Genomic DNA, 25,158 nt, shown 5'->3' with positions numbered 1-25,158 from the left:
CATTTTGACTATTTTTAATAGCCTTAACAGTGCAATTTTAAATTATTGTTGTAGGTTATGTCAATTTTTTATTAAAACGAAAAAAATTTAAACATGCTTCAAACTATTATTTTTACCACATTTATCTCTATTTTTGTTTTTGTGCATTTAATACTTTACATTGCCAAAAACTAAATTTCAGTTATTTTTTTATTTTATGAAATACTTTTTTATATTCGTAAAATTTAAACTATTTAACTATTTTTAATTTCTTCAACCACTTTTTTAGGTAAAATTTCTAATAATTCTTCATCACTTGCATTAAAAATATTGTTAATAGTACCAAATTTTTTAATTAATTCTTTTTTTCTTTTTGGACCTATACCATTTATATCATCTAATCTTGATTTTAAATTTCTTTTAGATCTTAATTTTCTATGATAAGTTATACCAAATCTATGTACTTCATCTCTTGTTCTAATTAAAATTTTTAATGCTTCATCATTTTTATCTATAATAAAAGGTTCACTTATTCCAGATTTAAATATTTCTTCTTCTCTTTTAGCTATACTTATAATATCAACATATTTAGTTAAATTTAAGGATTCAAATACTTCAACTGCAACACCTAATTGTCCTTTACCACCATCTATTAATACTAGATCAGGTAATTCTTCTATTGTTAATTTTGAATATCTTCTAGTTAAAACTTCTCTCATCATCATAAAATCATCAGGGCTATCTTTTACTGTTATTTTAAAATGTCTATACCTTGAATTTGCAGCCTTACCATCAACCGATACGCTCATTCCAGCAACTGCATCTTTTCCCTGAATATTAGATATATCAAAACATTCTATTACCTTAGGATATTTCTTTAAATTAAGAATATTTTTTAAATCTATAAGCCCTTTTTTCAATGAATTTTCACTCTTATAGAAATTATCAATAAATACTTCTAAATTTTTAATACCTAAATCTAACAATAATTTCCTACGACTCTTAATTATAGGTCTATGAATCTGTACCTTACTATTTTTTTCTAATTTAAACCACTCTGTAATTATATTTAAATCTAAAATAACCTTTGGATCTATTATTATATTATTAGGAACTCTTTTATTATCATAATAACTAATTAATAATCTTTCAAAGATTTCATCTTCATCAAAATTATTCTCTATATTATATGTATTTTTATCTATTACCTTTCCATCTCTAATACTCAAAATAGAAACAAATATTCTTTCTTTAGTAGCCTTGTATAAAAATACATCTTCATCTATTTCTTTATTATGTTCTATTAATTGTATTTCTAACAATTTATTTAAAAGTTCTATTCTATTTCTTAAAACTAGTGATTTTTCAAATTCCAAATTTTCTGCATATGTTATCATTTCATCATGTAATTTATCTATTATTCTACGATCTTTATTATTTAAAAATTCCATCATATTATTTATATTATTAATATATTTAATTTCATCTTCTTTATTTTCAAATTTAAAATCACGACTAAAATTATCATGTCTTAAATTAACCCCGACAATTTTTTTATTGTACATATCTATATTGAAGTTCTTAATTTCAAAAGCAGATAATAAAGTTTTTAATATTCCCTTTATATTAAAAGGAAAAGGTCCAAAAAAATAGGCCTTTTCATTATTTTCTAAATGATTTCTACTTCTAACTATTGTAATTTTAGGAAATTTTTCATTAGTTATTTTTAAATAAGGATAAGTTTTATTATCCTTCAAAAGAATATTATACTTAGGTTTATGTTTTTTTATTAAATTATTTTCAAGTATTAGTGCCTCTAACTCATTATTACATACAAAAAAATCAATATTTTCAATATGTTTTACAAGTTCAAATGTTTTAATACTAGAATTAGGATTATTAAAATAGGAACTTACTCTATTACGTAAATTCTTAGCCTTACCTATATATATAATCTTATCTTTTATATTTTTCATTATATATACACCAGGATTTTTAGGTATATCTTTTAAATTAATCTTCATCTTTACTCAACTCTCTATGAAATTTAAATATATCTTCCTTATATTTTTCAGAAAAATAATCATACAGTGCATTAACTAAAGTAACTGATCTATGCTTTCCACCAGTACATCCTACAGATATTTTTACAATAGGTTTTACCTTTTTTAAATAAATTTCTATATTTTTATCAATCAAATTTTTTATATCTTTAAAATATTCTCTAGCATCATCAAAATTCATTACATAATCAAATACAGCTTTATCATTTCCCGTAAGATTTTTTAATTCAGGTTCATAAAAAGGATTTTCTAAAAATCTAGCATCAAAAATAAAATCACTATCCTTAGGAAGTTCATTTTTATACCCAAAAGAACTAAATAATATATGCTTTTTAAATATGAATATATTTTCCAATATTTCATATAAAGACTTAACTTTTAAATTTGATGTATCAATACTTATATCTGAACTATCAATCAAACATTGCATTAATTTTCTTTCATTTTTAATTGCATCAAATATTCCTTTTTCTAAATTTAAAGGGTGATTTCTTCTTAAATATTCATATCTTGACATAATTACTTGATCACTTGAATCTAAAAATAATAATTTTAAGTTTATATCATATTTTTTAATTCTATTAACATTTTCTAAAAATTTTTCAATATCTTTATTATTTTTAAAATTAAAACTCATTACTGTATTGTTTATAATATCATTATTAAATTTGTCTAAAGGATAATTTATATACATATCATATCCCTTATCTTCAAAGAATTTTGCAGCAGTTGTTTTACCAGAGCCACTCATTCCTATTATTAATATAAGATTTTTCATATTCATCACCTTAATAGTATCCAAACGTTATTATTCTAAGTATTCTTTCATACCATTTTAACCTTTTATTTTCTTTAACTGCAAATATATCCTTTTCAAAAAGTTTCTCAGATCCCTCATATACTTCCAGAATAGCTATTTTATCATCTTTTTTAATATCTTTATCTTCATAATCTAATTGAACTAGATTATATTTTATATTTTTATATACGTCTAAAACTTTAATATCTTCTTTTAAGTATCCTTCAATATTTTTATCTTGATGATTAGCAATATCAAAAATATAATATTCATTATTTTTATCTACTAAAGTAGTTATATTTTGTTCTAAAATTTTAAGTATTCTTTCATTAACTAGATTTCTATCTTTAATATTTTCTGAATTTAAGGATATAGATATTATTTCTGTATCTCCCATTTTTGATACTACTATAAAATTATATCCACTTTCTGAATGATAACCTGTTTTTAAACCTACAATTCCATACTTACCTAATAAAGTATTTCTATTTTCATAAATATTTCCATCAAGTTTTATTTCTTTTATATTACTATATTCTAAAATATTATAATTCTTTAAAGCATAACTTGTAAGTAAATATAAATCTTTAGCATTAGAAACATCCATACCATTTAAATGTGACAATCTTGGTGGAAGTCCAGCAGGACTTGCAAATTCTGTGTTTTTTAAACCTATTTCTTTTGCTTTTAAATTCATTTTATTAACAAAATTTTCTATACTACCTTTTCCTATAAATTTAGCAACTGCATAAGCTGAATTATTAGAAGAATGAACTAACTCCATTTTTAATAAATCTCTAAGGGTATAAGAATCACCGGGTAATGCAAAAAGCCTTCCTCCAGAAATATAGGCTGTTTCCTTATCAAAAGTAATTTTGTCATCTAAACTAAAATTACCTTTTTCAACTTCATCTAAAGCCACTAAAACATTCATAACTTTAGTAAGAGAAGCTATAGGAAAAACTACATCAGAATTACTGTCTACTATTATTTTACCATCACCAGTTGCTGAAAATATAATCTGTTCCTTAAAATTCTCATTATCTACATAATTTATTGAAAATGAATTTAATGATAACATACACAATATCAAAAATAACTTTTTCATATATCACCTTTCTTTCTTCCATAATCACAATATTTTCTTATTTCACACTCACTACATTTAGGTCTTCTTGCTATACATTTATCTCTTCCTTGTAAAATTAAATAATGTGAATATTCATACCAATATTTTTTAGGAATTATTTTTATTAACTCTTTTTCAATTTTTTCTGGATTGTCAGTATTTACAAAACCAATTAAATTGGAAAGTCTTTTAACATGAGTATCAACAACTATACCTATTCTTTTATTCCACAAATCGCCTAACAAAACATTAGCAGTTTTTCTTCCAACACCCGGTAATTCTATCAATTCTTCTAATGTTTGAGGTAATTTAGAATTATACTTTTCTATTAATATTCTAGCATTTTTTTTCAAATTTAGCGCTTTATTTTTATAAAATCCTGTTTGATATATTCTTTTTTCAAGTTCAGAAAGTTCCATATTATCTATATCTTCAGGTTTTTCAACTAATTTAAAAAGTTCTTCTGTAACTATATTAACTCTAGCATCTGTACATTGTGCTGAAAGAACTACAGCAACCATTAATTGATATTCATTATTATAATTTAAGGCCGTTTTAGGTTTTCCAAATTTTTTAGATAATATATCCATTATATATTTAATTTTATCCTTATTTGTCATATTTCCCCCAATTTAAAACTTTTTCCTTATTATATAGTACATTATTTAAAAAATTATTGCAAATTATCATTAAAATAAAAATATTGCTCACAAGAGCAATATTTATACTAAAAGTGTACTGTAGCACTTAATCCATTTCTAATAAAGAATCCATCAATATTTTTACCTTTTAATACAACAGGCATTAAGAAATGATATCCTAATTTAACAAAATCAAGTGGTTTATAATAAACATCTAAGGCTGGAACAAATATATTCATAGGATCTTTCCATCTAGATTTTCCAACTTGTTTTTCTTTTTCAAATGTTTTTTCTATATCAGTAAATATAAATTTAGAATATTTAGAAATATCTACTGAAGATCCAGCTTCTAAATTATCAAATTCTTCATTACCTGTTTTAGGTGCATTTTGAGCTTTTATAAGTTTATTATTTTCATCTCTTTTAAATACATCTATTTTTAATTCAGTTAATTTAGAATTATCCTTACCTTCATCAGATTTTAAATATTCTGCACCTTCAATTTTTTCATATTGTTTATATTCAAATTTACCTTCATATAATAACTTAGGAACTAATTCAAAATATTTATTTGGTTCTGCTATATATGATAAATTTAAACTTGGTTTAAATATATAGTTTGCATAAGAAGCGTTAAGTTTATGTACCATTTCCATACTTTCTGTTTTCCTACTTGTACTAAAGAAACCAGGTTTATCATAGGTATATTTCATAATTTCATCTTCAGAACTAGAAAAATGTATACGATTTATATCTGTATTAATTGCAGTTTCAACTTTTAATTTATTGTCATCATATTTTAAACTAAAGTCTAAATTATGATGTGATGTAGTTTCTTTAGTATTTGTCATTCCTTTAAATTCATATTTAACTTGATTTCTTTCAGCTATTTTTTTAGTTGTAACTAAATATTCTAAATATGAATCTTTACCTATATCTCTTAAACTTTTATCAGATTTATTTAATGTATAATCTGTAACAATTTCTGAAGTTCTTTCGCTTCCATTCCATAAAGCATTAAATTTTATACTAAGAGGAACTTTTTTATTTTTATAATTAATACTAAAATCATATCCAGTTAATATACTAGGTTTATTTTCAGTAACTTTATAACCTTCTAATTTATTATTAGCATTTTTTATAGTTGATAAATATCCTCCTAAATATTCTTTACTTCTCTTATCAGATTCACTTTCACTTATTCGTAAACTTGAAAACATATCAAAAGATGACAATTCTTCTGAATTATATAACATTCTAGTCATTAAAGATTTACCATTAGATTCAACAAATAGATTATCAAATAAGTCACTACCTTTAAATATTAAATTTAACCAATTTTTATTACTAGAACCTGATTTAATTAAAGTTGCAAGATTATATAAAGGTTTCTTAAGTTCACTTGCAAAAATACTTCTTCTTGAATCTTGTGCAACATATATTTTTCCTTTATTTTCTTTATTACTTCCAAGTACCACAGTTTTGTTAGTATCTTCTGGATAAACTGTTGGTTTAGAATCCATAGGATTTTCTCCTGAATTTCCAGGTGTTCCTGGATTTACTTGTGGTTTACTTGGATCTTTACCTACTATTACTTTTCTTTCTGGTGCCTCATTTTTTCTTTTTTCTTTATTTGCAATACTATCTTCATAAGGAATTTCTGGTAAAGTATTTCCAAGCCAACTTCTATATTCTCTAGGTATATAGTGTATAGCATTAAAATCAGATAAGTTTCCTTTATTATCTATTTTAGTCATAGCAAAAATTTCATTAATAATAGGTTCTACTATTTTATCATATTCACCATTTTTATTTTCTAATATTTTATTTACTTCTTTTTCTAATTGCTTTATTTTTAATAAGTACTTACCTATAAATAATAATTTAGTACTAAATATTCCATTACCAAATCCACCTTCTTTAACTTTATCTCTTAAATCATTCGTTAAAGAACTTAAAGTTGAATCTTTTTCTAAATTATCTATAGCTTTATTAAGTACTGCTTTAGTTGCTTTTTCAAAGAAACTTTCACCATATAAAGATCCTGTAGGAGTTCCAACACTTCTTATACTTCCATTTAATCCACTTAAATGACCAAGTTTTGGATCTCTTTGTCCTATATATCTATAAGCTGCTTTACCATCTTTACCAAGAATAGTTTTATCTTTATTATATGTTTCATCTAATATTAATTTACCTATTTCCCAATTTTTAAAGTATTCAATTTCTCTATTACCTGGACTTAAGAAGGCAATATCATCTGATAAATAATTTATTACATCTTCATTATTATTCTTTAAAATTTGCATTTTAGTAGAAACTGATATTTCATTATTATCATCTTCATAAATATTTAATTTAAATCCTGGTTTTAATTTATAATCAAAATGTTCTTTTAAAGTTCCTTTATATTCTAAATCTACATCAGGTGTAATTATAAACTTAAAAGGTGTAATACTTGCTTTAACATCAAGTTGACCATGTTTTTTAGGATCTCTATAACCTTCTTCTGAAAATCTATTAAGTCCTGGAGTTCCTTTTTCATATCCTTTTAAATATAGTACTGAATTTAATTTTACAGGATCTGTATCAACATCTAAAGTAAAATATGCTCTATTTACATCAAACAGACTCCAACCTTGATCATATCTATTAGGTCTTCCTTTAACTACTACCCCAAATTTTGTTCCATAATCTTTTATTTTTACATTAGCATCTAAAAGAGTTTTATCAAATTGTATTCCTCTTAATAGATATCTTTTAGAAAGTAATCTATCTTTTTCAGCTTGTGAATCAACATATATAGGCTTACTCGGTTGCCCTGTATTAGCTCCTGTTTCAGTATTTCCTGTGTTATTATTAGATCCACTATTATTTGGAGTAAAATCGGGAATTTCAGGCCATTTTTCATCAAAAGTATTTTCCCTTGCTAATGATATTCTCAACATATTACTTAAGTGTGAATATGGATACGCTATTCCATCAGCACCCCAAGTAGCATTTGCCCCCACTTTAATTTCTGTCTCAACTTCTATACTATAACTAATACAAGCTAGTATAAGTGAAGCTATTAAAATTTTTTTCATTAGTTTGCTCCTTTTTTATTTTATATAAATATTTTACATTTAAAATTATATCTTGTCAAGAGTTAAAGAATCAATATATATAAAAAAGGCTCTCAATAGAGAGCTTAATATATTATTTAACTATCTTTTCTGCATAAACACTTACTCTTTTTTTACCTTTGAAAGTTTCGAATTTTACGAATCCATCAACTAAAGCAAATAAAGTGTAATCTTTACCAAGTCCCATATTATTACCTGGGTGGAACTTAGTTCCTCTTTGTCTAACAATTATATTTCCTGCTTTAACAGCTTCACCATCATATCTTTTTACTCCTAAATATTTAGGGTTTGAGTCTCTACCATTTTTAGTTGACCCTTGTCCTTTTTTTGAGGCGAATAATTGTAAATTCAACTTTAATATCATTTCCCATACCTCCTAATTCTAAATTGTACGTTTTTAGGATAGTTTCTTGCTATTTCTTCTAATATCAATTTCAATGAAATTAACATACTTTGAGATTTTTCTATTTCTTCAAATGAACAATCACTTAAATCACATAGCATATATCCATCTTTAATTTCATAATTCAATTTCTTAACATTTAATACTTCAATTATACCGTTTAAGGTCATTTGAGAAGTTGCAGAAATTGATGCACAGACTATATCATTTCCATATGTATTATTCTGTGTATGCCCTTTTATTAAAAAGCTTAGAATTTTATCTTCTTTTTCAGAAAATTCAATTTTTGTCATTATTATCCTTTAATATCTTTAACTTCGATTAAAGTATATTGTTGTCTATGACCTTTTTTTCTGTAGTATGTCTTTTTATTATATTTAAAGTTGATTACTTTTTTACCTTTTCCGTGTTCTTTAACTGTAGCTACTACTTTTGCTCCATCAACTAGTGGTGATCCAACTTTATCACCAACCATTAATACTTCTTCAAAAGTAACTTCGCTTCCTTCTTCAACGGCTAATTTTTCAACTTTCAATAATGAACCTACTTCAACTTTATACTGTTTTCCTCCAGTTTTAATCACTGCAAACATACGTTCACCTCCAAATTCAATATCGCTGCGTTAGGTATTAGCCACCTAACTCATGCATACATAGTATATTAACACATTTAATAGCTACTTGTCAAGAAAAAAAGATATGGTTTTCCATATCTTATTCTAATTCTTCTCTTCTTGATTTTGGAATTTCTTCTATTTCAATTTCTTCTTCTATAATTTCTGGTTCAGGTTCTCTTAATTTTAATTTTAATAAGAACGCAGTAGTTTCTCTATTAATTCCATCTATCATATCATTATATACATCTGTACTTGCAATCTTATACTCATTAACTGGATTTTTTTGTCCATAAGATTGAAGATTAATACCTTCTCTTAACTCAGTTAAATCTTTTAAGTTTTGTCTCCATTTTTGATCAAGTACTTCAAGCATTATATATCTTTCAATTTTAGAGAATTGTTCTTCTCCAATTTCTTGAACTTTATTATCATATATAGCTTTTAAATTGTTATATAGTATATCATATAACTCATCTTTATTTTTAGCATTTTCTAAACCTTGAGGAAGTGAAATAGCATAAACTTCATTTAATCTTGATTCTAAATCATCAAATTGCCATTCTGATTTATTGTCAGAAACATAAGTATCTATTAATTCAACTGCTGAATTATCTAACATATCATAAATTAATTCTCTTAAGTTTTCATTGTATAATACTTGGTTTCTTTGTTTATAAATTACTTCCCTTTGCATATTATTAACATCATCATACTCTATTAAATTTTTTCTAGTTGAGAAGTTTCTACTTTCTATTCTCTTTTGAGCATTTTCAACTGCTTTAGAAACTCTTTTATGTCTTAGTTCTTCATCTTCATCTATTTTTAAAGCAGACATCATTGATTTAATTCTATCTCCACCAAATAATCTCATAAGATCATCTTCTAATGATAGATAAAATTCAGAAGCACCTGGATCTCCTTGACGACCCGCTCTTCCTCTTAATTGGTTATCAATTCTTCTACTTTCATGTCTTTCAGTACCTAGTATAAATAATCCACCCGCATCTAAAACTTTTTGTTTATTTTCAGCACAATCTTTTTCATAAGTTTTTAAAACTTCAGCATATTCAGGTGTTCCTTTTTCCGCAATTTTAACTGCAAATGATTCTGGATCTCCACCAAGTTTAATATCTGTACCACGTCCAGCCATATTAGTTGCTATCGTTACTGTTTTAAATCTTCCAGCTTGTGCTACAATGTCAGCTTCTCTTGCATGGTTTTTAGCATTTAAAACTTCATGTTTAATACCAGCTTTCTTAAGATAGTTTGATAATAACTCTGAATGTTCAATAGATGCTGTACCTACTAAAACTGGTTGCCCTTTTTCAAATAATTCTATTATTTTTCTAACTATAGCTTTATGTTTAGCACGAGTTGTTTGATAAACAACATCTGGCATATCTATTCTTTGAACTGGTCTATTTGTTGGAACTACTACAACACCTAATTTATATATTTGTTTAAACTCTTCTTCTTCTGTTTTTGCAGTCCCTGTCATTCCTGATAGTTTATTATACATTCTGAAGTAATTTTGTAATGTTATAGTTGCTAAAGTTTGATTTTCACCAGCAACCTTTATATGTTCTTTAGCTTCTATAGCTTGGTGTAATCCATCAGAATATCTTCTTCCGTCCATCAATCTTCCAGTAAATTCATCAACTATTATAACTTCATCTTTTTCATTTATTATATAGTCTCTATCTCTTTTAAATAATTCTTTAGCTTTTAAAGCCTGAGATAAGAAATGTGTTAATTCAACATATTCAGGTGCATATAAGTTATCTATACCTAATATTTTTTCAACATTTCCTATACCTTTATCAGTAATAGTAACCGTACGAGCTTTTTCATCAACTTCATAATCTTCCCAATCTTCATCAGGTATTACTGTATTTTTTTTATCTTTAATCTCTTCTGTTTTATAACTTCTATTAAGTCTTAAAACAACATTAGCAAATACATCATACCAATGAGTAGTTTCTTCAGCAGGACCTGATATAATTAGAGGTGTTCTAGCTTCATCTATTAATATTGAATCTATTTCATCAACTATTGCATAATTATGTTCTCTTTGTACTTTTTCACTTGGATCATGAACCATGTTATCTCTTAAATAATCAAATCCAAATTCATTATTAGTACCATAAGTTATATCAGAATTATATGCAGCACGTCTTGTATTATTATCAAGATTAGCTATAATTACTCCTGATGTTAAACCTAAAAATTCATAAATTTCTGCCATAGTATCTCTATCTCTTTTTGCTAGATAATCATTTACTGTAACAACATGAACTCCTTTACCAGTTAATGCGTTTAAATAAATTGCTAATGTTGACATTAAAGTTTTACCTTCTCCTGTTTTCATTTCTGCAATTCTTCCACTATGAATTATCATACCACCTATTAATTGAACATCGTAAATTCTCATTCCAGTTAATCTCTTTGCAGTTTCTCTAACAACTGCAAATGCTTCAATTAATAAATCATCTAAAGTTTCTCCTTTAGCTAATCTTTCTTTAAACTCATTTGTCTTATTTCCTAATTCTGCATCAGTTAATGCTTCCATAGATGGCTCTAATGCATTTATTTTTTCTACATCTTTCCTCATTTTTTTTATTATTTTTTCATCTGATGTTCCAAATATTTTATTAATTATATCAATTACTTTCATTTTTCCTCCATATTTAATATTAATTTAATTTTAAAATAAGAAGTAATTTATTCTAAATATTTCAAATCATTTCTACCATCAATTTTTTTATATGAAAAAATAAAGAACTTAAAAATTAATTTTTCAATTTTTATTTTCTTTTCATTTCTTAATTTATAATAATTTTTATTATCTTCTTTTATGTATACTTTATTTTCATCTTTTTTATCTTCTACAGTATATTTAACTTCATTTCCAAACACAGCTCTAGTTAAATTTGTAGAATATATTTTATCATTTGAAATTATGAATAACAAAGCAAAAATTAAAGTTAGTATAAGACTATTTCTTTTTTTCATACTACTCCTTGATTAATATTATTGCAGCAGATCTTCCAACATTTTCTTTATCAAGTCTATAAGAAAATGTTTTAGCATTTTTAACTCCTCTATTATCTATAAATATATTTTCTTTTAAAATACCATTTTCTAAAGCTAATAAATAATTCAGTTTAGTATTATCATAATAATATTTACCATCGATATTTATAAATACATCATTATATAAATTAGGGAATTTTTCTTTAAATTTAATATAAAATTCTTCACCAACTTCATAGTCTTCTTGAGATATTCCTATTCCTAAAGCTATCAATAGATCCTCTTTTTTAGAGTTAAATTCTAATACCATTTTATCTATTAAAGACTTGATCATCTCATTATGTGTTCCTATCCAACCAGAATGAGCAAGACCTATAGCCTTTTGATTCTTATCTAAAATATATATAGGTAAACAATCAGCATAATAGGTAAAAATTACAAATTCTTTACTTTTAGTAACAAATCCATCTATATCAGTTAAATTTTCTAAGCCTTTTAACTTTTCTATATATTCTACTCTATTTGTATGTTTTTGTAAAGCATGTACTATTTTTTTATTTTCAAAATTTATTAATTTTAAAATTTTATCCCTATTATTTTCACCATTTTCCCCTATATAATCTGCCATATTTCCAGCTGTCTTTTTAGTAAAAATAGCTTCAACACCATATTTGGTAAATTCATCTATACTATAATAATATTTTTTTTCTGTAAACATTATCCTTCCCTCTTAAGTAAAAAATTTGCAAATTCTATTAATTTTTCATTTCCTTGGACTAAATCAATTGCTTTATCTGTAAATGTTTTACACATAATTTTTGATTTTTCAATTCCAATAATAGATGGACATGTTGATTTTTCATTTTCAAAATCTGTATTTAATTTACCTGTTTTTTCAAAATTACCTTCAATTTCTAAAATATCATCTTGAATTTGATATGCAAGTCCTAAATAAAGTATGTATTTTCTCAAAATTTTCCTTACATCTATATCAAGTTTTAAGCTGATACAGGCAAGTTCAACACTAGCCATTAATAACATAGCTGTTTTGCTTATATGTATATCTAATAATTGATCTAATGATATATCTTTTCCTTCAGATAAAATATCTAAATATTGTCCAAGTATCATACCTTTATTACCAGAATAATATGATAAGGTTATGACACTATTTTTATTAGAATAATCTGATTCTGCTAAAACTAAAAATGCTAAAGTTAATAGACTATCTCCAACAAGAACAGCATTTGCCACACCAAATTTTTTATGTACTGTTAAATTTCCTCTTCTATATTCATCATTATCCATACAAGGTAAATCGTCATGAACTAAAGAATATGCATGTATAAGTTCTATACTCTGTGCTTCTTTTTCTATCATTTCATATTCTTTATTATATATATCAGCTAAAATATACATTATTATAGGTCTTATTCTTTTCCCACCAAGTAATACAGCGTATTTCATCATATCATCAAAATATGTATTATTCTTATTTTTTTCAAGAGTTTCTTCTAAATTTTGATTTATAATTTTTTGTAATTTACTCAAGTATTCTTTCATATTACTTACCACTATTTTCTTTTATCTTTTCAAGTTTTCCTTCTACTTCTTTAAGTTTTTTTTCAGCTTCTTTTATTAAAGAAGAAGATTTTTCATACTCTGCTATAGCTTCTTCTAAGCTAATACTTGAATCTTCTAATTTTTTAACAGATTCTTTTAATTCATCGATAAAATCTTCAAAATTTTTCTTTTTAGCCATATCCAACTCCTATATATTTTTTTTATAGAAAGTAACAATTTTCTTATTATATTCACGTTCATCATATTTAACAAAATCACCTATGTTATTTTCTAATTTTTCATATTTACCATGTTCACATATTATAATTCCATTATCATCAAGTAAATTATGATCTGAAATTTTCTTTAAAGTTTTATGTGTTATATTATCTTTATATGGTGGATCCATAAATATTACATCAAATTTTTCATTTTTATTTTCTAATATTTCTATAGCTCTTAAAACATCATTTTTATATGCTCTACATACATCTTCTAATTTTAAATTATTAACATTTTCTATTATAACTCTTAATGCTTCTTTATCTTTTTCTATCATAATGGCACGACTTGCACCTCTACTTATAGCTTCAAAAGACATATTTCCAGTTCCTGAATAAAGATCCAAAAACTTTGCATCTATAATTTTATCTGATATTATACTATAAATAGCTTCTTTTACTCTTTCAAGTGTAGGTCTAGTTTCTTTCCCTATCCTACTTAATATAACCCTATTTTTTAAATATCCTGAAGTTATTCTCATTTATTCCACCTCTTAATATATAAACATTGAATCTCCAAAACTAAAGAATCTGTAATTATTATCTATTGCATGTTTATATGCGTTCATTATTTTATCTTTCCCTGCAAAAGAAGATACCAACATAATTAAAGTTGATTTTGGTAAATGAAAATTAGTTATTAGTGCATCAACTATTTTAAACTTATAATCTCCATATATAAAAATACTTGTAGCTGAGCTTTGTGCAATAAGATTACCATTTTCATCTACTGATGATTCTAAAGTTCTAATAGATGTAGTTCCTACAGCAACTATTCTTTTACCATTTTTCTTACCTTCATTTATTATTCTTGCAGTTTCTTCAGGAACTATATATTCCTCACTATGCATAATATGATCTTCTATATTATCCACTTGTACTGGTCTAAATGTTCCAAGCCCTACAGTTAAAAATACTTCAACTATAGTTACACCTTTTTTCTCTATTTTTTCTAATAATTCATTAGTAAAATGAAGACCTGCAGTTGGAGCTGCAACAGATTCACCACTTTTAGCGTATACTGTTTGATATCTTTCCTTATTATCTAATTTTTCAGTTATATATGGTGGCAAAGGCATTTGTGCAAGTTCATCTAATATCTCCTCAAATACTCCACTATATTCAAACTCTACAACTCTATTACCATCTTCATGTATTTCTAACAAAGTAGCAGACAATTTATCTGAATAAATTATTTTAGTTCCAACTTTTACCCTTTTAGCAGGTTTAAGTAATACTTCCCATTTATTAATATCTAATCTCTTTAATAAAAATGTTTCTATAGCTACTCCATTTTCTTTTTTCCCAAATAATCTAGCAGGTATAACTTTAGTTTTATTAAGAACTAAAATATCATTTTCATTTAAATAATCTACAATATCATAAAAATGTTTATCTTCTAATTCATCACTATTCTTATTAACTACCAATAACTTTGAATGATCCCTAGGTTCTATAGCATGTTGAGCTATACTTTCCTTAGGTAATTCAAAATCAAAATCATCAACTCTCATTAATTTCCTTTCTTAATCCCATAAACATATCTATCATTTCCAGTTAAATCTTTACCTATATTAACATCTTTAAATCCATAATTTTCCATTATTTCTTTAACTTTTAAACCTTGTTTAAATCCTATTTCAAATAATAAATAACCTTCATTATTTAAATAATTTATAGCTTCACTTGCTATTTCATAATAAAAATAAAGACCTTCATTTTCAGCAAAAAGCGCAAGCTCCGGTTCATGTACAGTATCTAAACTCATATATTCCTGTTCTCCATTTGATATATATGGTGGATTTGATACTATAAGATCAAAATTTCTGTATTCTATATTTTCAAATAAATTTGATTTTAAAAATTTAATATTCCTAACATCTAATATTTGTGCATTTTTTTTAGAAACTGTTAAAGCATTTTCAGATATATCAGTAGCTAAAACTTTACTTTCTGAATTTTCAATAGCTATAGTTATTCCTATCGCACCACTACCTGTACCTATATCTAAAACTATAGGATTATTTTTTCTTAAAATTAGTTCTAGTGCTTTTTCAACAACAGTTTCAGTATCTAATCTAGGTATTAATACGTTTTTATCAACATAAAAAGTATGTCCATAAAAAATTTGTTCATTAAATATATACTGTATAGGTAGTCTTAATTCTACTAATTTTTTCAAAATAGATTTTATTTTTTCTTTCGCTTCTTCATTTACTATACTAGAATATTTTGTAAACAGCAAACTCATATCTGTGTCTAATACTTTAGAAAATATTATATTTGTAATCATATTACTTTCTGGAATACCTTTTTTATCCAGATATATTTTAGTTTTTTCAAAATATTCTTTAACAGTATTTGGTTTAATTTCTAAATTTTCACCGTTATATTCTTTTAATTTTTTTCTAATTTCATTTTTTTCTAAATCATTTAATTTTCTATCATAGTTTGTATATATATCTAATTTATTTATTTTTAAAACATCCGTTATTATACTTTCAACAATTAATCTTGGATTGTTAATCTTATTTTTTTTTAAATATTCTATACTTTTATTAACTATATCTATTAAATTATCTTCCATCATTATTCACCTGAATTTTTTAATAATTCAGCTTGATTATATGCAATTAATGCATCTATCATTTCATCTAAAGCACCATCTAAAACTGCTTCCAGTTTATGTAGTGTTAATTTAATTCTATGATCAGTTACTCTTCCTTGCGGATAATTATATGTTCTAATTTTTTCAGATCTATCTCCAGTTCCCACTTGGCTTCTTCTTTCAGCTTCTACTGAACTTCTTTGTTTTTCAACTTCCATTTCATATAATTTTGAAGCTAAAACTTTCATTGCAGCTTCTTTATTTTTAATTTGTGATCTACCATCTTGAGAAGTTACAACTATACCAGTTGGCTTGTGTGTAATTCTTACAGCTGAATCTGTAGTATTAACGTGTTGTCCACCAGCACCACTTGATCTATATGTATCTATTTGTAAATCAGATTGATTAATTTGAACTTGTTCAACATCATCAATTTCTGGTAATACTGCAACAGTTATTGTAGATGTATGTATTCTACCTGATGCCTCTGTTTCAGGAACTCTTTGAACTCTGTGTACTCCACTTTCAAATTTAAGTCTTGAATAAGCACCTTTACCACTTATTAAAAATGTTATTTCTTTTAATCCTCCATTACCCATTTCATTTTTATCTATAAGTTCTGTCTTCCAACGATTTCTTTCAGCATATCTTGTAAACATACGGAATACATCTGCAACGAATAAAGCAGCTTCATCTCCTCCTGCTCCAGCTCTTAATTCTACTATAACATTTTTTTCATCATTAGGATCTTTAGGTAATAGCAATATTTTCAATTCATTTTCTAAATTAGGAATATCTTCATTTAATGTATCAATTTCCATATTTAACATTTCTAACATTTCTTCATTTTTTTCTGTTTTAATATCTTCTTTATATTGCTCAAGTTCTTCTTTTTTTTGCTTATATAATAAATATTTTTCTACTATTTCACTCATAGAACTTAATTGTTTATTATATTCCATAATCTTCTTAGGATCTGATAAAACTTCATTACTCATAAGTAATTTATTAATCTCATTATACTTTTCTACAACTTCATCTAATTTTTGAAACATTTTTTCCCCTTCTTTGTACTTTATATTATATTTCTTATTTTATCATAAATTAAGTAAAATAGCAAAAATCATCATTTTCTTTTTCATATTCTCTCCAATTAAAGTTTAATAAAAAAGAGCATCCTACAAAATAGTTAGCTCTTTATTAATTTTATAAAAATATAAAATAAATTCATAGTCATTTTAATATTCTAGAAATTTATTTACCTAAAATTTCTAATTTTACTTTTGTTACTCCTTTAGAAATATTTTCAATTTCTCTAAAGGCTGCTTTACTTAAATCAATAACTCTTCCTTTAACAAAAGGCCCTCTATCATTGATTGTTACAACTACACTCTTATTATTACTTAAATTAGTAACTCTAACACGAGTACCAAAAGGTAATGTTTTATGTGCTGCTGTTAAATGTTCAGTGTTAAATTTTTGACCACTAGCTGTGAATCTACCATTCCATTTCTCTCCATAAAATGATGCACCTCCAGTTTGGTAATTAACACCTTTTTCTTTTTTTTCATCTTCTAACGGTTTACCTTTTTCTTCGACCTTCTCATTAACTAAAAGTTCATTTACTAACTTTTCCTTAATTGAAACATCTTCTAAATGACTACTACTATTTTTTTCATTAGCTGCAAAAGAAATTATTGAAATCCCTGAAACTAACAAAATAGTTAGTAATTTTTTCATAGTACCTCCATTCTCGATTCAATAAATTTTAACATACAAATGTTACTTTGTCAAATTTTACATAATAGAGTTGGTCATTTATTCTTCTAACAAAATAGATTTCAAGCCCTTTATTTAAAGGGATTATGAATACTCTTAAAATTTCATTAGTAACCTCATTTATTTCATCTACACTTATACCTACATTACTTAAATTAAGGAATTCAATTTCATCAATTTCTATATATTTTTCTGGTACTCTTATCAAATATTCTTTTATAACATTTTCTTTAAATTCATATATATATTCAAATAACAACAATATTTCTTTACATTCTTTTAATTTATCAAAATATGATTTATTCATATTTTCATCTAAAATGAGTACTTTCTTTGATTTATAGTCTATGTAATAAATAGATAACTTGTATTCAACATCTTTATAGTTGTATTTAGTTATAATATCCCCTGTATATTCTTTTTCATAAATTTCATATAATTTATATATATGATTTTCGCTATTATAATTAGATAAACTTATATATTTACCAGGTATATATTCTTTTAAAACCTCTATAAATGCTTTAGTCTTAAGTACTTCACCGTACATTCTAATACGAGAAAATTTTTTTAAACTTTCTATTATACTATATCTATTAAAATATACATCAATTGAACTATACGCTAAATACATAATAATTTCATCTATTCTTTCTCTGTTAATTTCTAGACTTGTGAGTCTATTTTCTATATCACTATCTAATATATCATAAATTTTGAATGTATATTTATTTCTATCTGCAAGATATAACTCAAATATTTTTCTTGATAAATAAATAAGTATTTCGTAATTTTTCTTACTTAATTCAAACATAATGTTATCTTCTAAATATAAGTTATAATTTGTTGGAAATATTTCCTCTGCTTTATTTAAATTCTTTTCTATAGTTTTTTCTATATTATCTTTATTTTCTAAATTAAATATTATATTATCTTTAAGATTATATAACTCTAAATTTCTATCATACATCTTTATTTTCAAATATTTAAATATGTATTCTATTATTCTAGAATTAGAAAAATTACTGCTTTGTAATTTCAAATTCATATCTATATTTATATCATAAGCTATTTTATTATCTATATATCTATATTTACTTTCCAATATATTTATTTCTTTATCATTTATATATATAATAATATATCCTTGTTCTACTTTAGATAATTCTATATTATTTTTTGCAATAACCTCTATAGTATCAATTTTATTATCTATAACTTTACTTTCAGTTATATATCTTACATCTTTATATATTAATTTTTCTGCATTTTCTACTTTATTTTTAAAATACTGTATATATGAATAAAATAAGTCTGAATATTTAATACTACTGCTAGAACCAAAACTATCATATATATCTATACTATCATCGAAATTATTTAGTATTTCTTCAACATCATTAAAATAGCTAGAATTTATTTTAAATTTATTATTAATAAATATTTTTTTTGCATTTTTTCCATATATACATGTTAAAGGATCTATACGTATTATTATAATATAAAAATCTTCTTTAATAGTTTTAGATTTAATATAGAATCTATTAATTTTTAAAAATAAGGGATACTTAGAGTTTTCAACTATTTTATTATAGAATTTTTTGATTTTGTACATATAACCATATACACTTTCATTTATCATTTTTTTATAATAAATACTAAAGTAAACTTCAAATAATTTTATATCACAATTTTCTTCTAAAAAAATTAAATACATATCCTCTAATATATATTCTTCATCTATAATATTTAATTCTTTAGGAATACAAAGTCTATACTTTACATATTCTCCTTCTTCTTCCAAATATTCTAAATAAGCTATAGCATAAATATACTTATTATAATTAACTAAAAGTACAATATCAGTTGAAATTTTCATAGATTTCTTTATATGTATTTCTATATCTTGATTATCTATACCCATAAATATTATAAATTGTTGATTGATATAAATATCATCTTTAAACAGTTCTAATAATAATAAATTTTTATTTATAAATTCCTGAAGTTTATAAAAAGAATCTTGATTATACATAAGTATCCTTTTTATTATTCTATATTCCCTATATTTAATTATCAAATCAATTAGTTTTTCTCTATCTAGATTAGTGTTAAATCTATTGACTAAATTTTCAGTTCTAGCAATTTGTGATAATTCATACTGTGATTTAATAACTAATTCATTTCTATTATATTTCTTCAATTATACTACCTATTATGTTTTTCATTACAAATATATTTTTAAATCTTTGCTTATAATTACTAGAAAGTCCTCTTTTTAAAAATTTTTCTATTTTTTTATCCTTATATTTAATAGATCTAATATTATTAATATATGCAACATCTATTTCCTTTTCAAAAATAATATAATAAAATATAGCTGTTAAACTATAAATGTCTGTATAAAATGTACTCTTATTATATTTAGAATATTTTTCTATAGCAGCATAAGGTTCAGTATATGATATATACCTTTTTAATTCATTTTTACCGAATAAAAATAATGATTCAGAAAAATCTACTATATATATTTGATCACCAGATAACATTATATTCTTTAAACTTATATCATTATGTATTACACCTATTGAATGTAGCTTTTCAAATACATTTAATATCTTATAATAAAGTAACAATTTGTCTTTAAAACTATATTTACTTAAATTTACTTCACTTAGATTAAGACCATCTATTTTTTCAAAATATATTTTTTTTAAATCTTTATGTCTATAAATACTTTTTATCTTAGGACTAATACCTCTACTATATTTAGAAATATATGTTTCAAATAATATTTCAGAATTAAACATTGTATTTAAGATTTCATTATCTCCATAATAACTTTTAACAAAATAATTATCTTTAATTTCATATTCTGTTTTTAAGTCTAAATTTATTATTTCCAAATTTCCCACCACTTTTTATTAATTTTATTTTTTACATACAATATCTTTTTATTTAGATCTTTTTTATATTCATCAAATTTTTCTTTTTCTATAATTTCCAAGGCCCTTATATATTCAGTGTATGCTTTGCTGTATTCATTATTTTTCAAATATTCATCACCTTGTTCTATGCTTGAAACTACCGTTTTCTTTTTTTCATTTCTTATTCTAATATCTTCATCTTTTTTTATTTTTAAATCCATTTTATTTGTTTCATTTTTTCTTACTATTTTTCTTATGTAATTTATTCTTGAATTTATCTCTTTTTGTTTTTCAAAGTTTTTTAATATTTCAGCATTATGCTTAGCAGACATCAAATAATCTAATGAAATTTTGTAATTTTTTAAATCATATTCTATTTCATATTGTTTAAAATTTCTATTAAGTTCATCTTCATTATATTTTATTTCTGTATTTAACTCCTCTAATTCTTTATTTATTTCTTCTCTTTTTATATCATCTTTAACATTTTCTAACATAATCAAAATATCTTCATATTTTCTTTTACTCTGAGATATATTCTCACTTTTTAAGATTCTTGCTTGTATTATCTCATCATCTATATGTCTTTTTATTTCATCTATACTATTTTCTAGTTCAATTTTAAAATTTATTAAATCTGATACATCTATTTTATATCCAACTTTAGTATATTCATATATAATTTCATTCAAAATATTTAAATCTTCAAAATATGACTCCTTAGTCTTTTTTAATTTATTTTCATTTGATTTAATTTCAATAAGTTTTTTCATATTTTCTATTTCTTTTTGAATATTTAATTTAAAATAATTGAAATTTTCATCATATTCTTCTAATTTATTTTTTATAATTAAATATGTATCCAATACTTTTTCAAACTCTCTTTTTTCTATTTCTTTCTTAGTTAATTCTATTGTTTTTAAATACTCCTTAACTTTTAAAGCTAGATTATATATACTTTCTTTTTCAATCATTAATTTTTCTTTTTTTAAACTTTCTTTTTTAGAAAAATACAGATAACTTTCATCTAAATTTTTTAACATATCTAATTCATTTTTTATTTTATTTATCGATAATGATAAATTACCATTTGAAATTAATTCTTTAAACTCCTTATCTAATTCATTTATTTTATTATATTTATATGAAATAATATAACTATTTAAAAAAATATAAATTATAACAGAGAAAATTATAAGCATTAATATATAATATATTTTATTACTCTTATAATATAAACTTTCATTTTTAGTTTCTTTTATTAAAATTGTTGCTAATAAAAAATTATCCTCTCTTTCTATATTTTCATCTATATTAAATATATTTATTTTACCATCTAAATTTTTTGATATAACAACTATTTTATCTAATTGTTTTAGTAACACAGGATACTTTAAAGAACTAATTAAAATATTGTTTTTCCCTAAATATTCTTCATTAGTTAAATCCTCTATATACAGATTTTCATCTCTAATATAACTTAACTTAAAATCACCTACTAAATTAAAATAAATAGAATTATAATCTGTATATACACATAAATATGATATATTAATATTGTACTCTTCTTTTTCTTCTATATAATCTTGTACATATTGATTTAAATCAAATATTATGGAGTCTAATTCTTTTTTACTATAAATTAATTTATCTGAATACATCTCAAAAGATATTTGTAATAGTTTTTCTAATATTTCATTGTCAATAATTTTAGAAGATTTTTTTAAAAAAACATACATTGCATAAGTTTCATTTTCTATATATCCAAATACTATATTTTTATTTTCAATATTTTTATTTTCAATTACTTTAAACTCTATATTATCCATTTATATTCCAATCAAAATTTTCTCCACAAAGTGCTATAAAAATAAACTTATTTTCTCCTATTTCAATTAAATCTTGATTATATATCTGTTTAGTTTCATACAATGCTTTACCTTGAAGATAAACTAAAGAACTACTCTCACCTGGACTTAAAACAAAAATTCTTTGTTTTGGGTTATAGCTTATAGAACAATGATTTTTTCTTGCCACATTAATATCATTAGGAATTTGAATATGCATTTCCTCACTTCTTCCAATAAAATTTCTTTCATTAATTATTCTAAAATCTCTTCCTTTTTCACTACCAGAAATACATACCAACCAACCTACAACTGGAGCAATTGCTGTTTCTTTTATCCAATAAGATATGGTCTTACTTTCACTTTTCAAAATCACTGGGGACTTTTCCATTATAGTTGATAATATTTTACTTGTATTACAATAAGGACATTCATTATGTGCTTGCTCATTATACATATGCCCACTTTTACATTTTACAAGTTTCATAATAACACCTTAATTTACCAATATTCTTATAACTCCTATACATATTATATCCCCCACCTCTAATTTATATGGTACTAATGGTATAGATTTTTCCTTAATTCCGTTTAACTTTTCTATACCACTTCCATTTTTAGATTCTAAATCTTCAAAATACCATGTATCTTCTACCTTATTTAAAATTGCATGTATGCGACTTACTAAATATGAATATTCATGATTTGAAAAATCTATATCAACCTTATTATCTATCGAATTTTTACCTATGATTATATTTGTTTTATTACTTATATCCCAAGTTTCAATATCAAAATTTTCATCATCTTTTAATATAAGTTTATTTACTTCCTTTTTATTATCTTTATATCTTATTATTTCAAGCTCTTTAATATATTCTTCTTTTTTATCTTTAAGTACTTTATTAATATACCTTATCATTCTTTTTCTTTCTTTAGGATAAAAAAATATCATAAAATATATAACATAGGTATTTATTATACTATAAGAACATATAAAAGATTTAATACTAAAATTAAAATATATAACTATAATTACTGTTATTATAATTATTAGCAAGCAAAAATATATATGTTTATTTATACTATATATTCGATTTTTACTCACTTGTCTATTACTTGATTTTCTATATTTAAATAAGCGATCTTTAATATATTTAAAATATTTCATAATTTACTTCAATCTACAGAAATTCCTTTTAAACTTTCTATTTCTATTTCATCCATTTCATTATTCATATCTAATATTGTATACATATGCTTTATTATTTCAGAATTCTTATATTCCTTATTTTCCAAATTCAATCTTTTAGATATATATTTAATTAATAATTCCTTATTTATATTTAAACTATAACAAAGAGAAGCTACACATAAATCCCAAGTAGTAATATTTTTCTTATCTAGCATACTTTGAGCCCATTTTTGTAAAATTTTAGGACTTATTCCTGTTTTTGAAAATAGGACTTCATTAACATTTAAAGTATTATATTTCATATTAAATTTTGGATTATCATAACATATATTTTCTAAGTTTGCACCTTGTCTAAAATTAAATCTTGCAACTTCAAATCCTTCACCATCAAAAGTTAAATATATTCTTCTCATTATTGAATACTCTTTTTCTACTATTTCACTATTTAATTTCAAAACGTATTCTTTTTCTATTTTCGGAACTTCTATTTTTAATGTACTATCTAAAAATATTATTTCATCATTATATTTATATATTCCTTTATTTACACTAATATATTCTCCATCAGTAATAACATTTAATCCACTTATTATCCCTTCTGGTATATTTGTATATTCTAAATACATAGAATTATTTATATTTCTATTAATTTCTTTTAAATCTTTACTTCTTAATACAGAATTACTTAAAAATCTAGGTACATAACTATTGTTTTCATTCATACATTTTATACTCCTTTACTTTGATATCCACCTTCAATATTTATATCTTTTATTTTTTCTTTTTTCTGTCTAAGTTTTAAATAAAATGTTCCATTACCTGTTTTATCATCATAAATTTCAATATAATCTACTACAAATGTATTTGGCATATTGTACTTTCTTACAACATTTCCAGCTAATATAACTTCAATAGTCGCATTTTTATATGCTTCTAATTCTTCTGCACTAATTAAAGACCATAGTAGAATTTTACGAGTAATATCATCACCTCCTTCACCACCAATTATTGAAAGTATTTTACCTTCTATATCAACTCCAACATTAATATCAGTAGATCTTGCATTAGAATTATCTGCAGTATCTGATAAAAACTTAATTGATGTTATATTTTCTTTTTCCATCACAATTTCTTCATCATGTCCTTTTAAACTTAATCTAAATCCCATCT

General features: G+C 23.5%; 25 protein-coding genes. All 25 read right to left on the bottom strand.

Annotation, left to right across the window (positions count from 1 at the left end; genetic code table 11):
* Window positions 1-233 precede the first annotated feature (233 nt).
* The 25 genes from uvrC to AYC59_RS06190 all read right to left on the bottom strand — a co-directional run bounded on the left by uvrC (window position 234) and on the right by AYC59_RS06190 (window position 25,156).
* Complete coding sequence (gene uvrC / locus AYC59_RS06310; protein ID WP_066896526.1) at window positions 234-2,003, bottom strand: excinuclease ABC subunit UvrC; 1,770 nt, start codon at window positions 2,001-2,003, stop codon at window positions 234-236.
* On the bottom strand, window positions 1,993-2,820 hold the full coding sequence (rapZ, locus tag AYC59_RS06305; protein ID WP_066896523.1) for an RNase adapter RapZ: 828 nt from the start codon (window positions 2,818-2,820) through the stop codon (window positions 1,993-1,995). Before rapZ ends, uvrC begins: the two co-directional genes overlap by 11 nt.
* Before the next feature lie 10 nt (window positions 2,821-2,830).
* Complete coding sequence (locus AYC59_RS06300) at window positions 2,831-3,949, bottom strand: D-alanyl-D-alanine carboxypeptidase family protein (protein ID WP_066896520.1); 1,119 nt, start codon at window positions 3,947-3,949, stop codon at window positions 2,831-2,833.
* On the bottom strand, window positions 3,946-4,590 hold the full coding sequence (gene nth, locus AYC59_RS06295) for an endonuclease III (RefSeq protein WP_066896517.1): 645 nt from the start codon (window positions 4,588-4,590) through the stop codon (window positions 3,946-3,948). Before nth ends, AYC59_RS06300 begins: the two co-directional genes overlap by 4 nt.
* Before the next feature lie 107 nt (window positions 4,591-4,697).
* Window positions 4,698-7,697 (bottom strand): hypothetical protein, encoded by a 3,000-nt coding sequence (locus AYC59_RS06290; RefSeq protein WP_066896514.1) that lies wholly within the window; start codon window positions 7,695-7,697, stop codon window positions 4,698-4,700.
* Between the two features lie 112 nt (window positions 7,698-7,809).
* Window positions 7,810-8,100 (bottom strand): 50S ribosomal protein L27, encoded by a 291-nt coding sequence (gene rpmA, locus AYC59_RS06285; RefSeq protein ID WP_066896511.1) that lies wholly within the window; start codon window positions 8,098-8,100, stop codon window positions 7,810-7,812.
* Window positions 8,097-8,432 carry a ribosomal-processing cysteine protease Prp gene (locus AYC59_RS06280; protein ID WP_066896508.1) on the bottom strand — a complete coding sequence of 112 codons (336 nt, stop codon included), beginning with the start codon at window positions 8,430-8,432 and terminating at the stop codon, window positions 8,097-8,099. The genes rpmA and AYC59_RS06280 overlap by 4 nt, the downstream gene beginning before the upstream one ends.
* Before the next feature lie 2 nt (window positions 8,433-8,434).
* Complete coding sequence (gene rplU / locus AYC59_RS06275) at window positions 8,435-8,731, bottom strand: 50S ribosomal protein L21 (protein ID WP_066896505.1); 297 nt, start codon at window positions 8,729-8,731, stop codon at window positions 8,435-8,437.
* A 121-nt stretch (window positions 8,732-8,852) separates the two neighbouring features.
* Complete coding sequence (gene secA / locus AYC59_RS06270) at window positions 8,853-11,429, bottom strand: preprotein translocase subunit SecA (protein WP_066896502.1); 2,577 nt, start codon at window positions 11,427-11,429, stop codon at window positions 8,853-8,855.
* A 47-nt stretch (window positions 11,430-11,476) separates the two neighbouring features.
* Entirely contained in the window at window positions 11,477-11,767 is a 291-nt protein-coding gene (locus tag AYC59_RS06265; protein WP_066896499.1) for a hypothetical protein, read from the bottom strand.
* 1 nt (window position 11,768) lies between these two features.
* The gene (locus tag AYC59_RS06260; RefSeq protein ID WP_066896496.1) at window positions 11,769-12,506 is read right to left on the bottom strand and encodes a purine nucleoside phosphorylase YfiH/LACC1 family protein; all 738 of its coding nucleotides are present in this window, start codon (window positions 12,504-12,506) and stop codon (window positions 11,769-11,771) included.
* Entirely contained in the window at window positions 12,506-13,351 is an 846-nt protein-coding gene (locus AYC59_RS06255) for a polyprenyl synthetase family protein (protein WP_066896493.1), read from the bottom strand. The genes AYC59_RS06260 and AYC59_RS06255 overlap by 1 nt, the downstream gene beginning before the upstream one ends.
* A gap of 1 nt (window position 13,352) precedes the next feature.
* Window positions 13,353-13,550: an exodeoxyribonuclease VII small subunit gene (xseB, locus tag AYC59_RS06250; RefSeq protein ID WP_066896490.1), complete on the bottom strand. Its 198-nt coding sequence runs from the start codon at window positions 13,548-13,550 to the stop codon at window positions 13,353-13,355.
* A 9-nt stretch (window positions 13,551-13,559) separates the two neighbouring features.
* On the bottom strand, window positions 13,560-14,114 hold the full coding sequence (rsmD, locus tag AYC59_RS06245) for a 16S rRNA (guanine(966)-N(2))-methyltransferase RsmD (RefSeq protein ID WP_066896487.1): 555 nt from the start codon (window positions 14,112-14,114) through the stop codon (window positions 13,560-13,562).
* A gap of 12 nt (window positions 14,115-14,126) precedes the next feature.
* A complete protein-coding gene (gene queA, locus AYC59_RS06240; RefSeq protein WP_066896484.1) occupies window positions 14,127-15,146 on the bottom strand; it encodes a tRNA preQ1(34) S-adenosylmethionine ribosyltransferase-isomerase QueA in 1,020 nt (339 codons plus the stop codon).
* Complete coding sequence (gene prmC / locus AYC59_RS06235) at window positions 15,146-16,219, bottom strand: peptide chain release factor N(5)-glutamine methyltransferase (protein WP_066896482.1); 1,074 nt, start codon at window positions 16,217-16,219, stop codon at window positions 15,146-15,148. The genes queA and prmC overlap by 1 nt, the downstream gene beginning before the upstream one ends.
* A 2-nt stretch (window positions 16,220-16,221) precedes the next feature.
* Window positions 16,222-17,295 carry a peptide chain release factor 1 gene (prfA, locus tag AYC59_RS06230; RefSeq protein WP_066896478.1) on the bottom strand — a complete coding sequence of 358 codons (1,074 nt, stop codon included), beginning with the start codon at window positions 17,293-17,295 and terminating at the stop codon, window positions 16,222-16,224.
* Between the two features lie 199 nt (window positions 17,296-17,494).
* A complete protein-coding gene (locus tag AYC59_RS06225) occupies window positions 17,495-17,980 on the bottom strand; it encodes a septal ring lytic transglycosylase RlpA family protein (RefSeq protein WP_066896475.1) in 486 nt (161 codons plus the stop codon).
* Window positions 17,981-18,008: 28 nt separating this feature from the next.
* Window positions 18,009-20,222 (bottom strand): hypothetical protein, encoded by a 2,214-nt coding sequence (locus tag AYC59_RS06220; RefSeq protein ID WP_066896472.1) that lies wholly within the window; start codon window positions 20,220-20,222, stop codon window positions 18,009-18,011.
* Window positions 20,209-20,925 carry a protein kinase domain-containing protein gene (locus AYC59_RS06215; protein ID WP_066896469.1) on the bottom strand — a complete coding sequence of 239 codons (717 nt, stop codon included), beginning with the start codon at window positions 20,923-20,925 and terminating at the stop codon, window positions 20,209-20,211. The genes AYC59_RS06220 and AYC59_RS06215 overlap by 14 nt, the downstream gene beginning before the upstream one ends.
* Window positions 20,916-22,775 carry a hypothetical protein gene (locus tag AYC59_RS06210; RefSeq protein ID WP_066896465.1) on the bottom strand — a complete coding sequence of 620 codons (1,860 nt, stop codon included), beginning with the start codon at window positions 22,773-22,775 and terminating at the stop codon, window positions 20,916-20,918. The genes AYC59_RS06215 and AYC59_RS06210 overlap by 10 nt, the downstream gene beginning before the upstream one ends.
* On the bottom strand, window positions 22,768-23,280 hold the full coding sequence (locus tag AYC59_RS06205; RefSeq protein ID WP_066896462.1) for an FHA domain-containing protein: 513 nt from the start codon (window positions 23,278-23,280) through the stop codon (window positions 22,768-22,770). Before AYC59_RS06205 ends, AYC59_RS06210 begins: the two co-directional genes overlap by 8 nt.
* Before the next feature lie 9 nt (window positions 23,281-23,289).
* Complete coding sequence (locus AYC59_RS07945) at window positions 23,290-23,715, bottom strand: FHA domain-containing protein (RefSeq protein ID WP_169792232.1); 426 nt, start codon at window positions 23,713-23,715, stop codon at window positions 23,290-23,292.
* 257 nt (window positions 23,716-23,972) lie between these two features.
* Window positions 23,973-24,710: a hypothetical protein gene (locus AYC59_RS06195; RefSeq protein ID WP_066896456.1), complete on the bottom strand. Its 738-nt coding sequence runs from the start codon at window positions 24,708-24,710 to the stop codon at window positions 23,973-23,975.
* Between the two features lie 5 nt (window positions 24,711-24,715).
* A complete protein-coding gene (locus AYC59_RS06190) occupies window positions 24,716-25,156 on the bottom strand; it encodes a hypothetical protein (protein ID WP_066896453.1) in 441 nt (146 codons plus the stop codon).
* Window positions 25,157-25,158: the final 2 nt, after the last annotated feature.

This window comes from Pseudostreptobacillus hongkongensis, assembly GCF_001559795.1.
Classification (GTDB): Bacteria; Fusobacteriota; Fusobacteriia; order Fusobacteriales; family Leptotrichiaceae; genus Pseudostreptobacillus; species Pseudostreptobacillus hongkongensis.
Note: the sequence above shows the minus strand (reverse complement) of the source record. Positions and strands in the feature narration are given on the sequence as shown.

Bases quoted from the DNA above. Each gene is read 5' to 3' on its own strand.
- AYC59_RS06210 (WP_066896465.1), bottom strand. From the start codon at position 22,775: ATGGATAATATAGAGTTTAAAGTAATTGAAAATAAAAATATTGAAAAT.
- AYC59_RS06255 (WP_066896493.1), bottom strand. From the start codon at position 13,351: ATGAAAGAATACTTGAGTAAATTACAAAAAATTATAAATCAAAATTTA.
- xseB (WP_066896490.1), bottom strand. From the start codon at position 13,550: ATGGCTAAAAAGAAAAATTTTGAAGATTTTATCGATGAATTAAAAGAA.
- AYC59_RS06300 (WP_066896520.1), bottom strand. From the start codon at position 3,949: ATGAAAAAGTTATTTTTGATATTGTGTATGTTATCATTAAATTCATTT.
- prfA (WP_066896478.1), bottom strand. From the start codon at position 17,295: ATGTTTCAAAAATTAGATGAAGTTGTAGAAAAGTATAATGAGATTAAT.
- AYC59_RS06290 (WP_066896514.1), bottom strand. From the start codon at position 7,697: ATGAAAAAAATTTTAATAGCTTCACTTATACTAGCTTGTATTAGTTAT.
- queA (WP_066896484.1), bottom strand. From the start codon at position 15,146: ATGAGAGTTGATGATTTTGATTTTGAATTACCTAAGGAAAGTATAGCT.
- AYC59_RS07945 (WP_169792232.1), bottom strand. From the start codon at position 23,715: ATGATAAGGTATATTAATAAAGTACTTAAAGATAAAAAAGAAGAATAT.
- AYC59_RS06225 (WP_066896475.1), bottom strand. From the start codon at position 17,980: ATGAAAAAATTACTAACTATTTTGTTAGTTTCAGGGATTTCAATAATT.
- rpmA (WP_066896511.1), bottom strand. From the start codon at position 8,100: ATGATATTAAAGTTGAATTTACAATTATTCGCCTCAAAAAAAGGACAA.
- AYC59_RS06260 (WP_066896496.1), bottom strand. From the start codon at position 12,506: ATGTTTACAGAAAAAAAATATTATTATAGTATAGATGAATTTACCAAA.
- prmC (WP_066896482.1), bottom strand. From the start codon at position 16,219: ATGGAAGATAATTTAATAGATATAGTTAATAAAAGTATAGAATATTTA.
- AYC59_RS06280 (WP_066896508.1), bottom strand. From the start codon at position 8,432: ATGACAAAAATTGAATTTTCTGAAAAAGAAGATAAAATTCTAAGCTTT.
- AYC59_RS06205 (WP_066896462.1), bottom strand. From the start codon at position 23,280: ATGAAACTTGTAAAATGTAAAAGTGGGCATATGTATAATGAGCAAGCA.
- AYC59_RS06195 (WP_066896456.1), bottom strand. From the start codon at position 24,710: ATGAATGAAAACAATAGTTATGTACCTAGATTTTTAAGTAATTCTGTA.
- rapZ (WP_066896523.1), bottom strand. From the start codon at position 2,820: ATGAAAAATCTTATATTAATAATAGGAATGAGTGGCTCTGGTAAAACA.
- AYC59_RS06265 (WP_066896499.1), bottom strand. From the start codon at position 11,767: ATGAAAAAAAGAAATAGTCTTATACTAACTTTAATTTTTGCTTTGTTA.
- secA (WP_066896502.1), bottom strand. From the start codon at position 11,429: ATGAAAGTAATTGATATAATTAATAAAATATTTGGAACATCAGATGAA.
- rplU (WP_066896505.1), bottom strand. From the start codon at position 8,731: ATGTTTGCAGTGATTAAAACTGGAGGAAAACAGTATAAAGTTGAAGTA.
- nth (WP_066896517.1), bottom strand. From the start codon at position 4,590: ATGACAAATAAGGATAAAATTAAATATATAATGGATATATTATCTAAA.
- rsmD (WP_066896487.1), bottom strand. From the start codon at position 14,114: ATGAGAATAACTTCAGGATATTTAAAAAATAGGGTTATATTAAGTAGG.
- AYC59_RS06190 (WP_066896453.1), bottom strand. From the start codon at position 25,156: ATGGGATTTAGATTAAGTTTAAAAGGACATGATGAAGAAATTGTGATG.
- uvrC (WP_066896526.1), bottom strand. From the start codon at position 2,003: ATGAAGATTAATTTAAAAGATATACCTAAAAATCCTGGTGTATATATA.